This window comes from Burkholderiaceae bacterium, from assembly GCA_024235995.1.
Lineage (GTDB): Bacteria > Pseudomonadota > Gammaproteobacteria > Burkholderiales > Burkholderiaceae_C > Ottowia.
This window is the reverse complement of sequence record JACKLI010000001.1, coordinates 1,938,501-1,952,740: the sequence shown is the minus strand read 5'-3', so window position 1 is coordinate 1,952,740 and position 14,240 is coordinate 1,938,501. Positions and strand designations below refer to the sequence as shown.

Here is a 14,240-nt window from a genome sequence, read left to right as displayed (position 1 = left end):
CCTTTGCCGACATCGTGATCCGGCGCATGACCTTTCTGGGCGGCCCCGGCATCTGGACCTACCGCCCGGTGGTCGAGGCGGTGGTGGACATCGGCGCGCTCGAAGACCATCCCTCCAACACCCTGCCCGGCTTCTACGACCGCCTGACGGCCTGGCTGCCGGGCCTGATCGAGCACCGCTGCAGCGTGGGCCGGCGCGGCGGCTTTCTGATGCGCCTGCGCGACGGCACCTGGCCCGGCCACATCCTGGAGCACGTGGCGCTCGAGCTGCAGACCCAGGCCGGCATGAAGACCGGCTTCGGCAAGGCGCGCATGACGGGCGAGCACGGCGTCTACAAGGTCGTCATCCGCACGCGCGAGGAAAGCATCGGCAAGGCCGCCCTGACGGCGGCGCGTGACCTGGTGATGGCCGCCATCAACGACCGCCCGTACGACGTGGCCGCCACCATCGCCCGGCTGGCCGAGAGGGTCGACCGCCAGTGCCTGGGCCCCAGCACGGCCAGCATCGTGGACGCCGCCACCGAGCGCGGCATCCCCTTCATCCGCCTGAACGAGGGCAACCTGGTGCAGCTGGGCCACGGCGCCGCCCAGCGCCGCATCTGGACGGCCGAGACCGACCGCACCAGTGCCATCGCCGAGGGCATCTCGCGCGACAAGGACCTGACCAAGCAGTTGCTGGCCGCCGCCGGCGTGCCGGTGCCCGAAGGCCAGGTGGTCGAGTCGGCCGACGAGGCCTGGGAAGCGGCCCAGGACATCGGCCTGCCGGTCGTCGTCAAGCCCTCGGACGGCAACCACGCGCGCGGCGTGTCGCTCAACCTGAGCACGCAGGGCGAGGTGGCCACGGCCTTCGCTGCCGCCGAGGCCGAGGGTTCCGAGGTGATCGTCGAGCGCTGCATCCCCGGCCAGGAGCACCGCCTGCTGGTGGTGGGCAATAAGGTGGTGGCCGCCATGCGCGGCGAGATCATCCACGTCAAGGGCGACGGCCGCTCCTCCATCGGCGCGCTGATCGACCTGCACGTCAACACCGATCCGCGCCGCGGCGCGGAAGAGCACCTGCCGCTGGAGGCCCTGCGCCACGACGACCCGGTGCTGCAGCTGCTGCTGCAGCGCCAGGGCCTGGCCATCGACAGCGTGCTGCCGGTGGGCCAGTCGGCCATCGTGCAGCGCACCGGCAACATGTCCATCGACGTGACCGAGCAGGTGCACCCCGACGTCGCCGAGCTGGCCACCCTGGCCGCGCGCGTGGTGGGCCTGGACATCGCGGGCATCGACCTGGTGGCCGAGGACATCGGCCAGCCGCTGGGCCCGCAGGGCGGCGCCATCGTCGAGGTCAACGCCGGCCCCGGCCTGCTGATGCACCTCAAGCCCGCCGTCGGCCGCGCGCAGCCGGTGGGCGAGGCCATCGTCGAGCACCTGTTTCCGAACGGCGCCAGCGGGCGCGTGCCCATCGTGGGCCTGATCGGCGACGGCCAGACCTCGCTGGCCGCGCGCCTGGTGGCCGCCTTCTTCCAGCTGCATGGCTGGCAGACGGCGCTGGCCTGCCGCGACGGGCTGTTCCTGGGCCGGCGGCAGCTGTCGCCGCACGGCTCCATCGGCTTCGAGCAGGGCGAGAGCGTGCTGATCAACCGCACGGTGCAGGCCGCGGTGCTGGAAACCTCGCCGCGCCACATCCTGACCGAAGGCCTGCCCTACGACCGCTGCCAGGTCGGCGTGGTGCTGACCATGCCCGGCCCGCAGGGCCTGAGCGACCTGTACATCACCGAGGCCGACCAGATGCCAGGCATCCTGCGCACGCAGATCGACGTGGTGCTGCCCGACGGCGTGGCGGTGCTCAACGCCGACGACCCGGCGGTGCTGGAGCTGGCCGAGTACTGCGACGGCGAGGTGATGCTGTTTTCCTGCGACCCGGCCAACCCCGCCGTAGCCGAGCACCGGGCCCGCCAGGGCCGGGCGGTGCTGGCGCGTGGCACCGAGGTGGTGCTGCAGGGCCCCGGCCACGAGGTGGTGCTGACCCACCTGTCGGCACCGGTGCAGTCGGGCCTGACGACCGACGTCCCGCAGGATTTGCGCCCCCATGTCCTGGCAGCCGTGGCCGCGGCCTGGGCCGCCGGCGTGGCGCCCGAGTTGATCCGTGCCGGTTTGTTGCACTTTGATGAGCCGCGTGACACCGAAACGGTGCACTGAATCGCACACTCGTTCGTTTCTAGTCTCGGGACAACTCCCGGTCAGGACCTTCACATGGAAATCACCCGCATTCGCGCGCTGCGCGGCCCCAACCTGTGGAGCCGCCAGACGGCGATCGAGGCCGTCGTCACCTGCGACGAGTCCCAACGCGACCTGCGCTCCAATCCCGCGTTCGAGTTGCGCCTGCGCGAGCTGTTCCCGGCCGTGGGCGCCCTGCACGGCGACCGGCCCGAGATCCAGGTGTCCATGGCGCACGCGCTGGAGCGCTGTGCCCTGGCCCTGCAGGCGCAGGCCGGCTGCCCGGTCACCTTCAGCCGCACCACCCCCACCGAAGTCCCCGGCACCTACCAGGTCGCCGTGCAGTACACGGAGGAAGCCGTAGGCCGTCTGGCCTTCACCCACGCCGAGGCCCTGTGCCGCGCCGCCCTGGACGGCAGCCCGTTCGATTGCGCCGCCGCCCTGGCCGCCCTGCACGAGCTGGACGAGGACGAGCGCCTGGGCCCCTCCACCGGCGCCATCGTGCACGCGGCCCAGGCACGCGGCATCCCCATCCGGCGCCTCACGCAAGGCAGCCTGGTGCAGTTCGGCTGGGGCAGCCAGCAGCGGCGCATCCAGGCCGCCGAGGAAGACAGCACCAGCGCCATTGCCGAAGCCATCGCGCAGGACAAAGACCTGACCAAGAAGCTGCTGCATTCGGCCGGCGTGCCGGTGCCGCGCGGCCGCCCGGTGGGCGACCTGGCCGACGCCTGGGCCGCCGCGCTGGACGTGGGTCTGCCGGTGGTGGTCAAGCCGCAGGACGGCAACCAGGGCAAGGGCGTGACGGTGGGCATCAACGACCGCAAGCACTTCGACATGGCCTATCGCACCGCCGCCGAATACGGCCCGGTACTGGTCGAGAAATTCCTGCCCGGCCAGGACTACCGCCTGCTGGTGGTGGGCAACAAGCTGGTGGCCGCCGCCCGCCGCGAGCCGCCCCAGGTCATCGGCGACGGCCAGCACACCGTGCGCGAGCTGGTGGCCGAGGTCAACCTCGACCCCCGCCGGGGCGACGGCCACGGCACCTCGCTCACCAAGATCCGCATCGACGCCATCGCCGAGGCACGTCTGGCGGCGCAGGGCCTGACGGCCGACTCGGTACCGGTCAGCGGCCAGCGCGTGGTGCTGCGCAACAACGCCAACCTGTCTACCGGCGGCAGCGCCACCGATGTCACCGACAGCGTGCATGCCGAAGTGGCCGCGCGCGCCGTCGAGGCCGCGCAAATGGTGGGCCTGGACATCTGCGGCGTGGACGTGGTGTGCGAAAGCGTCCTGCAGCCGCTGGAAGCGCAAAGCGGCGGCATCGTCGAGGTCAACGCCGCCCCGGGCCTGCGCATGCACATCAGCCCCTCCTACGGCACCGGCCGCGACGTCGGTCAGGCCGTCATCGACCACATGTATCCCAACGGGGGCAACGGCCGCATCCCGGTCATCGCCGTCACCGGCACCAACGGCAAGACCACCACCGTGCGCCTGGCCGCGCACCTGCTGCGCACGCAGGGCCTGCGCGTGGGCATGACCAACACCGACGGCGTGTACGTCAACGGCCGCCAGATCGACTCGGGCGACTGCTCGGGCCCGCGCAGCGCGCGCAACGTGCTGGCCCACCCCGACGTCGACGCCGCCGTGCTGGAGACCGCGCGCGGCGGCATGCTGCGCGAGGGCCTGGGCTTCGACCAATGCGACGTGGCCGTGGTCACCAACGTGGGCGCGGGCGACCACCTGGGCCTGAACTACATCACCACGCTGGAGGACCTGAAGGTGCTCAAGCGCGTGATCGTGCTCAACGTGGCGCCCACCGGCATGGCCGTGCTCAACGCCACCGACCCCTCGGTGGTGTCGATGGCGCCGCACTGCCCCGGCCGCGTGACCTACTTCGCGCAAGACGGCCAGCACCCCGTGGTGGCCACGCACCGCGCGCAGGGCAAGCGGGTGATTTTTGTCGACGGCGGCGACATCGTCTGCGTCGAAGGCGCCTTTCAAAAGCGCCTGCCGCTGGCGCGCGTGCCCATCACGCGCAAGGGGCAGATCGGCTTTCAGGTCGAGAACGTCATGGCCTCGGTGGGCGCGGCCTGGGCCGTGGGCGTGCCCTGGGACGCCATCCAGAAAGGCCTGGCCAGCTTCATCAGCGACCAGCAGGGCGTGCCCGGTCGCTTCAACGTGTTCGACTACCGCGGCGCCACCGTGATCGCCGACTACGGCCACAACCCCGACGCCATCGCCGCCCTGGTGGCTGGCGTGGGCAACATGCCGGCCCAGCGGCGCTCGGTGGTCATCAGCGGCGCCGGCGACCGGCGCGACGAGGACATCCGCGAGCAGACCCGCATCCTGGGCGCCGCCTTCGACTCGGTCATCCTCTACCAGGACGCCTGCCAGCGCGGCCGCGCCGATGGCGAGGTGCTGTCCCTGCTACGCCAGGGGCTGGAAGGCGCCACGCGCGCCCGCCAGGTGGAAGAGATCCACGGCGAGTTCACCGCCATCGACCGCGCGCTGGAGCAGCTGCAGGCCGGCGATCTGTGCCTGATCCTGATCGACCAGGTGCAGGAGGCGCTGGCCCACATCCAGCGGCGTGTGGATGAGGCCCGCCCTGCCACGGCCAAGCCTGGCCGCGTGCCCGCCGGCAAAACGCCGGCCCGCGTGAAAAAACCCGGCAGCGACGCCACAGCCACCTCACTGGCGGCACGCGCCGCCTGAAGTGCAAAGCCCGGCGCAAGCCGGGCTTTTGCTTTCAGCGCGAGGGTTTCAAGGCCGCATCAGCCCAGCAGCCGCCGGCGCGCCGCATCGTACTCGCGCCGCAGCCGTGCGATCAGCTCGGCTGCCGGCACCACCGCCTTGATGGCGCCGATGCCCTGCCCGCTGCCCCAGATGTCCTTCCAGGCCTTGGCGGCCGCGCCGCCGCCAAAGTTCATCTTGCTGGGGTCGCTCACCGGCAGCTGGTCCGGGTCCAGCCCGGCGGCACGGATCGAATGGGCCAGGTAGTTGCCGTGCACGCCGGTGAACAGGTTGCTGTAGACGATGTCGTCGGAGCTGCCGGCGACGATGGCGTGCTTGTAGGTGTCGGCGGCGCGTGCCTCCTCGGTGGCGATGAAGGCGGTGCCGATGTACGCAAAATCGGCCCCCATGGCCTGCGCCGCCAGGATGGCCCCGCCGTTGGCGATGGCGCCCGACAGCGCCAGCGGCCCGTCGAACCATTCGCGGATTTCCTGCACCAGCGCAAACGGGCTCTTGGTGCCCGCGTGGCCGCCGGCGCCAGCCGCCACGGCAATCAGGCCGTCGGCGCCTTTCTCGACCGCCTTGCGGGCAAAGCGGTTGTTGATGATGTCGTGCAACACCACGCCGCCCCAGCCGTGCACGGCCTGGTTCACGTCCTCGCGCGCGCCCAGGCTGGTGATGACGATGGGCACCCTGTACTTGGCGCACACGTGCATGTCGTGCTCCAGCCGGTCGTTGCTCTTGTGCACGATCTGGTTGATGGCAAAGGGCGCAGCCGGCTGCTCGGGGTGCACCTTGTCCCAGGCCGCCAGCGCCTCGGTGATCTCGGCCAGCCACTCGTCCAGCTGCTCGGCCGGCCGGGCGTTGAGCGCCGGCATGGCGCCGATGACGCCCGCCGTGCACTGCGCAATCACCAGCTTGGGGTTGCTGATGATGAACAGCGGCGAGCCGATGACCGGGAATTTCTGCTGTTGCAGCACGGGGGGCAGTGTGGACATCGGCCTGGAGAGATTTAATGGTTTTTCAGCCGCTGGCCCGCATCGGTAAAGCGCCCGCAGCTATCGTTTAAAGAGCAAACGTCAGAACGCCTCCAGCGGCAAGGCCATCACGCTGCCCGCGCCTTCGACGATGGCGTCGCGCAGGCCCGCGGTGCGCGGCAGGATGTGCTCGGCGTAGAAGCGCGCCGTGGCAATCTTGGCCTGCATGAAGGCGGCGTCCTTGCCCTGGGCCAGCTCGGCCTCGGCGGCCAGCAGCGCGCGCGCCATCTGCCAGCCGGCCACCAGGTTGCCCGCCAGCATCAGGTAGGGCACGCTGGCGCCGTAGGCCGCGTTGGGGTCGGCCTTGGCCTGCCCGACGATGAAGTCCACCGCCTCGGTAAAGGCATGGCGCGCCTTGCCCAGGTGGTGGGCCACGGCCTTGGCGTCATGGCTGCCATGGGCCAGCTGCTTTTCGGTCGCCTCCACCTGCGCGGCAATGGCCTTGGCGGTCTGGCCGCCGTCGCGCGCGGTCTTGCGGCCCACCAGGTCGTTGGCCTGGATGGCGGTGGTGCCTTCATAGATGGTCAGGATCTTGGCGTCGCGGTAGTACTGCGCGGCGCCCGTCTCCTCGATGAAGCCCATGCCGCCGTGCACCTGCACGCCCAGGCTGGTGGCCTCCAGGCTCATCTCGGTGCTGTAGCCCTTGACCAGCGGCACCAGGAACTCATAGAAAGCCTGGTTCTGCTGGCGCGCCGCGGCGTCAGGAGAATGGTGCGCGGCGTCGTAGGCGGCCGCCGCCGTGCTGGCCATGGCGCGGCAGCCTTCGATCTGGGCGCGCATGGTCATCAGCATGCGGCGCACGTCGGCGTGGTGGATGATGGTGGCCGCGCCCTTGGTGCTGCCGTCGACCGGGCGGCCCTGCACGCGCTCCTTGGCGTATTCCACCGCCTTCTGATAGGCGCGGTCGGCCACCGAGATGCCCTGCACGCCGACGGCGTAGCGCGCAGCGTTCATCATGATGAACATGTATTCGAGGCCCCGGTTTTCCTCGCCCACCAGGTAGCCGATGGCGCCACCATGGTCGCCGTACTGCAGCACCGCCGTGGGGCTGGCCTTGATGCCCATCTTGTGCTCGATGCTGACGCAGTACACGTCGTTGCGCTCGCCCGGCGTGCCGTCGGCTTTGACCAGGAACTTCGGGCAAACGAACAGGCTGATGCCCTTGACGCCCTCGGGCGCGCCCTGCACGCGCGCCAGCACCAGGTGCACGATGTTCTCGGCCATGTCGTGCTCGCCGTAGGTGATGAAGATCTTGGTGCCGAAGATCTTGTAGGTGCCGTCGGCCTGCGGCTCGGCGCGCGTGCGCACCGCGGCCAGGTCGCTGCCGGCCTGCGGCTCGGTCAGGTTCATGGTGCCGGTCCACTGGCCGGACACCAGCTTTTCCAGGTAGGTGGCCTTGAGCTCGTCGCTGCCGGCGGTCAGCAGCGCCTCGGTGGCGCCGTCGGTGAGCAGCGGGCACAGCGCAAACGACAGGTTGGCCGCGTTCAGGATTTCGGTGCAGGCCGCGCCGATGGTCTTGGGCAGGCCCTGGCCGCCAAAGTCGGCCGGGTGCTGCAGGCCCTGCCAGCCGCCTTCGGTGTATTGCTGGTACGCCTCCTTGAAGCCCTTGCTGGTGGTCACCGAGGTGCCCGAATGGGTGGACGGCGCCTTGTCGGCCTCGAAGTTCAGCGGCGCCAGCACCTGCTCGTTGAAGCGGGCGCATTCCTCCAGCACGGCCTGCGCCGTCTCCAGGCCGGCGTCCTCGAAGCCGGGGAGCTTGGCGATCTCGTCGATGCGGGCGAGATGCTCGATGTTGAACAGGAAGTCCTTGACGGGGGCGGTGTAGCTCATGACCATGTCCTCAAATGTCGAACGTTGCGCGCGCGGGCGCCGCAGGAAACAAAAAGGGCACCGCGCGCGATGCCCCGGGAAGCTCAGTGCCGCATGCGTCGGCGCGTCACAGGGCCTTGACCAGTTCCGGCACGGCCACGAACAGGTCGGCCACCAGCCCGTAGTCGGCCACGCTGAAGATCGGCGCCTCTTCGTCCTTGTTGATGGCGACGATGACCTTGCTGTCCTTCATGCCGGCCAGGTGCTGGATGGCACCCGAGATGCCGCAGGCGATGTACAGCTGCGGCGCGACGATCTTGCCGGTCTGCCCCACCTGCAGGTCGTTGGCGGCGTAGCCTGCATCGACCGCGGCGCGGCTGGCACCAATGGCGGCGCCCAGCTTGTCGGCCAGCGGCGTCATCACTTCGTTGAACTTCTCGGCGCTGCCCAGGGCGCGGCCGCCCGAGACGATGATCTTGGCGGCCGTCAGCTCGGGGCGGTCGCTCTTGGCCAGCTCGGCGCCGACGAAGCTGGACTTGCCGCTGTCGGCCACCGCGGCCACGGTCTCGACGGCGGCGCTGCCGCCCGTGGCGGCCGCCGCGTCGAAGCCCGTGCCGCGCACGGTGATGACCTTGGTGGCGTCCTGCGACTGCACGGTGGCGATGGCGTTGCCGGCGTAGATGGGGCGCTCGAAGGTGTCGGCGCTGTCGACCTTGGTGATGTCGCTGATCTGCGCCACGTCCAGCTTGGCGGCCACGCGCGGGGCCACGTTCTTGCCGCTGGCGGTGGCCGGAAACAGGATGTGGCTGTAGCTGCCGGCCAGGGCCAGCACCTGGGCGGCGACGTTCTCGGCCAGGCCGTGGGCCAGGCCCTCGGCGTCGGCGTGCAGCACCTTGGCCACGCCAGCGATCTGCGCGGCGGCCTGCGCGGCGGCGCCGGCGTTGTGGCCGGCCACCAGCACATGGACGTCGCCGCCGCAGGCCTTGGCCGCGGTGACGGTGTTGAGGGTGGCGCCCTTGATGGAGGCGTTGTCGTGTTCGGCGATGACGAGTGCGGTCATGTTTCTTCTACCCTCTTGATCAGATCACTTTGGCTTCGTTCTTGAGCTTGTCCACCAGCGTGGCCACGTCGGGCACCTTGATGCCGGCGCCGCGCTTGGGCGGCTCGCTGACCTTCAGGGTCTTCAGGCGCGGCTTGACGTCCACGCCCAGGTCCTCGGGCTTGACGGTGTCCAGCTGCTTCTTCTTGGCCTTCATGATGTTGGGCAGCGTGACGTAGCGCGGCTCGTTCAGGCGCAGGTCGGTGGTCACCACCGCGGGCAGGCCGATGGCGAGGGTCTCCAGGCCGCCGTCGACCTCGCGCGTGACCTTGGCCTTGTCGCCTTCCACCTCCACCTTGCTGGCGAAGGTGGCCTGCGGCAGGTCGGCCAAGGCGGCCAGCATCTGGCCAGTCTGGTTGGCGTCATCGTCGATGGCCTGCTTGCCCAGGATCACCAGGCCGGGCTGCTCCTTGTCCACCAAGGCCTTGAGCAGCTTGGCCACGGCCAGCGGCTGCAGCTCCTCGGCGGTCTCGACCAGGATGGCGCGGTCGGCGCCGATGGCCATGGCCGTGCGCAGGGTTTCCTGGCACTGGGCGACGCCGCAGGAGACGGCGATGACCTCGCTGACCACGCCCTTTTCCTTCAGGCGCACGGCTTCTTCCACCGCGATTTCGTCAAACGGGTTCATGCTCATCTTGACGTTGGCGATGTCCACCCCGGTGCCGTCACCCTTGACACGCACCTTGACGTTGTAATCCACCACGCGCTTGACGGCGACGAGTGCTTTCATCCTGGGATCTCCTGAAGCGATTGCAAAAAACGGATGGGCGTGCGCGGCTGGGCAGCCCCGGCACAAGGATTGACGCCGACGATTTTAGCAGGCCGTTGAAAAAATGCTCATCGAACGCGCCAGGGTCGTGGATTTCGAAGAAACGGATCGCGCAAACTGGCCTGCGCAGCGATTGGAGCGGCCATTTCGGCCTGTTTGCAGGCCGTTTTGCCCGTTCCGGGCGCACGTATCCCATGGTTCACGCATGATGCGCGTCCCACCAACCGCCCAGACTGCCCATGCGCACCAGGTTGTAGGTGGCAAAGCACAGCAGCGCCTGGCCCGCGAGCTTGGCCTGACCGATCAATTTGGTCTTGGCCAGACCGCCCACTGTCTTGATCCAGCCAAAGGCCTCCTCGATTCGCTTGCGCACTTTGAGGCTGGTTTTGTAGCCCTCGTGGCGCTTGATGCGCCCATCGACTGCAGAGTGCTTGTCCTTGGCCGCCACGTGCGGCGTGACCAAGAGCCGGCGACAGCCCTTGATGAAGGCCTTGCTGTCGTAGCCCTTGTCGGCGCCGACCGTGGCCCGCTTGTTCCTGTTGCCCCGGCGTTTGAGCATCGCCAGCGCCGCCTCGCGCTCGGCGGTGCCACTGGCATGTGTGATCTCCACATCCACGATCAGACCGTTGCGGTTCTCCATGAGGATGTGCCCCATGTGGCACAGGCGGGACTTGTCGCCCGCGCTCTTCTTGAACAGCCGGGCATCGGCATCGGTGGTGCTGGCATGGGTGCCGTTGCAGCGCTCCTGCCCTTTGAAGTTCACCTCGGGGTTGCGTCCGGGTGGCGTGCCGCTGTCGTCGTCTTTGCGTTTGAAACTCTTGTGCGAGGCCCAGGCCTCAATCAGCGTGCCGTCCACGCTGAAGTGTTCGTCGCTGGCAAGCCGGCCCCACTGGGCGCTGAGCTTGACGCGCTCGAAGAAGGCGCGCGCCAGGTCTTCGTTGAAGAGGCGTTCGCGGTTGGCGCTGAAGGTGGAGTGGTCCCAAACTTTGTCCTCGATGTTCAGGCCGACGAACCAGCGGTACAGCAGGTTGTAGTTGACCGCCTCGACCAGCTGGCGTTCGCTGCGGATGGAGAACAGGATTTGCAGCAGCAAGGCCTTGAGCAGCATCTCCGGCGGCACCGACGGTCGGCCACGGCGGGCGTACACCGCTTCGAACTCGCTGTTCATGCTCGCCAGCAGCGCATCCACCACGGCGCGCAACTTGCGCAGCGGGTGTGCCGCTGGCACTCTTTCTTCAAGGCTGATGTAGCTGAACATCGCCCCCTGGAAGTCTTGGTTGCCTCTCATCTTTCTTGTCGCAGTTGTTGCGGGATGGCTTCAGATCGTAGCGGCCGACGCGGACGCTCGCAGGGGATTTTTCAACGGCCTGTTAGTGGAGCCTGACGGCGGCCTGACGTCCGCACCATGAAATAAGAGTGCGCACTCATATTCCGGCCATCACGGCCGCGCGGCGGGCACGGCTTGGTGCACCACCCGCTGCGGAAACGGGATGTCGATGCCGTTCGCGCGCAGGGCCTGCAAGATGGCCAGGTTGACCTCCGAGCGCAGGCCCAGGCTGCCCGACTCGGGCTCGTTCATCCAGTAGCCCACGGTGAACTCCAGCGCGTCCGCGCCAAAGGCCGACAGGCCCACGAACGGCGCCGGCTCGCGCAGCACGCGCTTGCTGGACAGCGCCGCCTGGCGCAGCAGGCGCTGCACCAGATCGACGTCGCAGCCGTACTCCACGCCGACCACCGTGGACTGCCACACGCGCCGGTCGGCCAGGGACAGGTTTTCGACCCGCTGGGTCACCAGCATCTCGTTGGGCACCACCGACTCGCTGCCCGATCCGCTGCGAATCACCGTGTAGCGCGCGCGGATGTCGGTGATGCGCCCCTCGAAGCCATCGACGCGCACCTGGTCGCCGATGCGCAGCGCGCGCTCGGCCAGCACCACGAAGCCCGACACGTAGTTGGCCGCCAGCTTTTGCAAGCCCAGGCCGATGCCCACGCCGATGGCGCCGCCCAGCACCGACAGCGTGGTCAGATCGATCCCCACGGCCGACAGCGCCAGCAGCACCGCGACGAAAACCAGCACCGCGCGCAACGCGTTGGCGACCATCTTGCGCAGCGACAGCGCCGCGCCGCCGGCCGCCCGCAGCAGGCGTGCCTCCAGCGCCGACGACAGCCACAGCGCCAGCAGCAGGGCCACGGCGACGTTGAGGCCGCCCTCGATCAGGTTGCGCAGGGTCAGGGTGGAGCTGCCCACCTTCCAGCGGATGCCGTCCGCCTCCTCCAGCAGCACCGGCAGCAGGCCGATCGCCCACAGCACCCACACGCCCCACACCAGCCACGAGATGGTGCGCTCCAGCCGCCGCACCCCGCGCGCATCGGGCAGCGCGGCCTGCAGCACCTTGACGCCAAAGCGAATCAGCGCCAGCGCCAGCAGCATCGGCAGCGCCACGCGCATCAGGGGCGCATGGCCCTCCAGGCGCAGCCAGCCCAGGCGCGCCAGCCAGGTCAGCCCCAGCCACAGCAGGGGGAACAAGGCGCCGTCCAGGCCGCGCCGGCCCAGCCAGATGCCGGCCCGCCCGCCGCCCCGCGCCCACGCGCGCTGCCACCCCGCCGCCAGCCCCCAGGCCAGCAGGCCGCCCAGCACCAGGGTCAGCAGCTCGCCCAGCACCACCGGCCGGCTGACCGAAGCCCACCACGCATCCCAGTCGTCGATGCGCAGGCTGCGCGCGCCGCCCCAGCCGGCCGCGGCCAGCCCGGCGCTCAGCGCCCCTTGCGCCACGCGGGCTCCCGCTTGTCGATGAAGGCCTGAACGCCCTCCTGCGCCACGTCGTACATCATGTTGCAGGCCATGCTCTGGTTGGCCAGCTGGTAGGCCGCCTCGATGCCCAGCTCGCGCTGCCTGTAAAACAGCTCCTTGCCGATGGCGATCGCCTCGCGCGGCTTGGACAGGATGGCCTGCACCATGTCCTCGACGGCGGCGTCCAGCTGATCGGGCACCACCACGCGGTTGACCAGGCCGCGCGCGCGCGCCTCGGCCGCGGTGATGAAGCCGCCCGTCAGCAGCATCTCCATCGCCTGCTTGGGCTGCATGTTGCGCACCAGGGGCACGCTGGGGGTGCCGCAGAACAGGCCCACGTCGATGCCGTTGACGCCGAAGCGCACGCCCTCGGCGGCCACCGCCAGGTCGCACTGCGCCACCAGCTGGCAGCCTGCGGCGGCCGCCACGCCCTGCACCCGCGCGATCACCGGGACGGGCAGCTTCAGCAGCGACACCATCATCCTGCTGCACTGGCCGAACAGCTGCTGGTAGTAGTCCAGCCGCGGGTTGGCCTTCATCTGCTTCAAGTCATGTCCGGCGCAAAAGGCCTTGCCCTCGGCGGCGATCACCAGCACGCGCGCCGACGGGTCGGCGGCGATGCGGTCGAGCCGGTGCTGCAGCTCGGTCAGCATCGCCTCGCTGAGCACGTTGAAGGCCTTGGGCTGGTTGAGCGTGAGCAGGTGCACGCCGCGGACATCCGAGGCGTGCAGGACCAGGGCGTCGCCGGGGGTGTGGGAAGTGGACATGAGCGCAATCCTTTCAATCGGAAGTCAAAGAGGCCGCCACGGCTCACACATCGGCCAGCACCCGCACGTGCGCCTCCACGCTGCGTGCCAGCGCGTGCAGGTTGTAGCCACCCTCCAGGCAGCTGACGATGCGCCCCTGGGCAAAGCGCTGGGCGATGCCCTTGATGCGCGCGGTGATCCAGGTGTAGTCGCTCTCGGTCAGGCCCAGCTGGCCCATGTCGTCGTCGCGGTGGGCGTCGAAGCCGGCGCTGATCAGGATCAGCTCGGGCTGGAACTGCTCCAGGCGCGGCACCCACATCATCTCGACCAGCTCGCGGATGTCCATGCCGCGGGTGTAGGCCGGCACCGGGCAGTTGACCAGGTTGGCGTCGTGAAAGCGCGCGCCGCCGGGCGGGTAGAACGGGTCCTGGTAGAAGCTCACCATCAGGATGCGCTCGTCGCCGTGCACGATGTCCTCGGTGCCGTTGCCGTGGTGCACGTCGAAGTCGACGATGGCCACGCGCTTGAGGCCATGGCGCTCGCAGGCGTACTTGGCGGCGATGGCCACGTTGCTGAAGAAGCAAAAGCCCATGGCCTGGTCGCGCGTGGCGTGGTGGCCGGGCGGGCGGGTGGCGCAGAAGGCGTTTTCCAGCTCGCCGCGCAGCACCGCGTCCACGGCGTCGATGGCGGCGCCGGCCGACAGCAGCGCGGCGCGCCAGGTGTGGGTGTTGATGGAGGTGTCGGGGTCGAGCGAGAACGCATTGGGCCCGCCGGCGGCCACCTCCTCGGCCAGCATGTCGCTCAGGCCGCGCAGCGCGGCCACGTGGCGCCGCCCGTGCGCCAGCAGCAGCTCGCCCATGGTGGCGGGCGCGGGCTCGCGCCGCTCCAGCGCGTCGGCCACGCCGGTGATGAGCAGGCGGTCCTCGATGGCATCGATGCGCGCCGGGCACTCGGGGTGGCCCGCGCCCATGTCATGCAGGCGGCAGTCCGGATGCACGAAATAACCGGTACGTCCCAATTTCCATCTCCTCGGTGCCCAAAACCGGTCTGATTTTCCG

General features: G+C 69.5%; 10 protein-coding genes. 2 read left to right on the top strand and 8 right to left on the bottom strand.

Annotation, left to right across the window (positions count from 1 at the left end; translation table 11 throughout):
- Window positions 1–26: 26 nt before the first annotated feature.
- Together cphA (H6927_09420) and cphA (H6927_09415) are read left to right on the top strand one after the other, a co-directional pair.
- The gene (gene cphA, locus H6927_09420) at window positions 27–2,183 is read left to right on the top strand and encodes a cyanophycin synthetase (protein MCP5218316.1); all 2,157 of its coding nucleotides are present in this window, start codon (window positions 27–29) and stop codon (window positions 2,181–2,183) included.
- A gap of 54 nt (window positions 2,184–2,237) precedes the next feature.
- On the top strand, window positions 2,238–4,913 hold the full coding sequence (cphA, locus tag H6927_09415; protein MCP5218315.1) for a cyanophycin synthetase: 2,676 nt from the start codon (window positions 2,238–2,240) through the stop codon (window positions 4,911–4,913).
- A 59-nt stretch (window positions 4,914–4,972) separates the two neighbouring features.
- Here cphA (H6927_09415) and H6927_09410 read toward each other — a convergent pair whose 3' ends face one another.
- The 8 genes from H6927_09410 to H6927_09375 all read right to left on the bottom strand — a co-directional run bounded on the left by H6927_09410 (window position 4,973) and on the right by H6927_09375 (window position 14,200).
- Window positions 4,973–5,929, bottom strand: a complete 957-nt coding sequence (locus H6927_09410) for a nitronate monooxygenase (protein ID MCP5218314.1) — start codon at window positions 5,927–5,929, stop codon at window positions 4,973–4,975.
- An 81-nt stretch (window positions 5,930–6,010) separates the two neighbouring features.
- Complete coding sequence (locus H6927_09405) at window positions 6,011–7,798, bottom strand: acyl-CoA dehydrogenase (protein MCP5218313.1); 1,788 nt, start codon at window positions 7,796–7,798, stop codon at window positions 6,011–6,013.
- A 106-nt stretch (window positions 7,799–7,904) separates the two neighbouring features.
- Window positions 7,905–8,837 (bottom strand): electron transfer flavoprotein subunit alpha/FixB family protein, encoded by a 933-nt coding sequence (locus H6927_09400; protein ID MCP5218312.1) that lies wholly within the window; start codon window positions 8,835–8,837, stop codon window positions 7,905–7,907.
- Window positions 8,838–8,856: 19 nt separating this feature from the next.
- Window positions 8,857–9,606, bottom strand: coding sequence for an electron transfer flavoprotein subunit beta/FixA family protein (locus H6927_09395; GenBank protein MCP5218311.1), 750 nt, complete (start codon window positions 9,604–9,606; stop codon window positions 8,857–8,859).
- Between the two features lie 238 nt (window positions 9,607–9,844).
- Window positions 9,845–10,933: an IS5-like element ISCte5 family transposase gene (locus H6927_09390; protein ID MCP5218310.1), complete on the bottom strand. Its 1,089-nt coding sequence runs from the start codon at window positions 10,931–10,933 to the stop codon at window positions 9,845–9,847.
- Between the two features lie 150 nt (window positions 10,934–11,083).
- Window positions 11,084–12,358, bottom strand: coding sequence for a mechanosensitive ion channel (locus H6927_09385; protein ID MCP5218309.1), 1,275 nt, complete (start codon window positions 12,356–12,358; stop codon window positions 11,084–11,086).
- Window positions 12,359–12,399: 41 nt separating this feature from the next.
- Window positions 12,400–13,203, bottom strand: coding sequence for an enoyl-CoA hydratase (locus H6927_09380; GenBank protein ID MCP5218308.1), 804 nt, complete (start codon window positions 13,201–13,203; stop codon window positions 12,400–12,402).
- Window positions 13,204–13,246: 43 nt separating this feature from the next.
- Complete coding sequence (locus H6927_09375; GenBank protein MCP5218307.1) at window positions 13,247–14,200, bottom strand: histone deacetylase family protein; 954 nt, start codon at window positions 14,198–14,200, stop codon at window positions 13,247–13,249.
- Window positions 14,201–14,240: the final 40 nt, after the last annotated feature.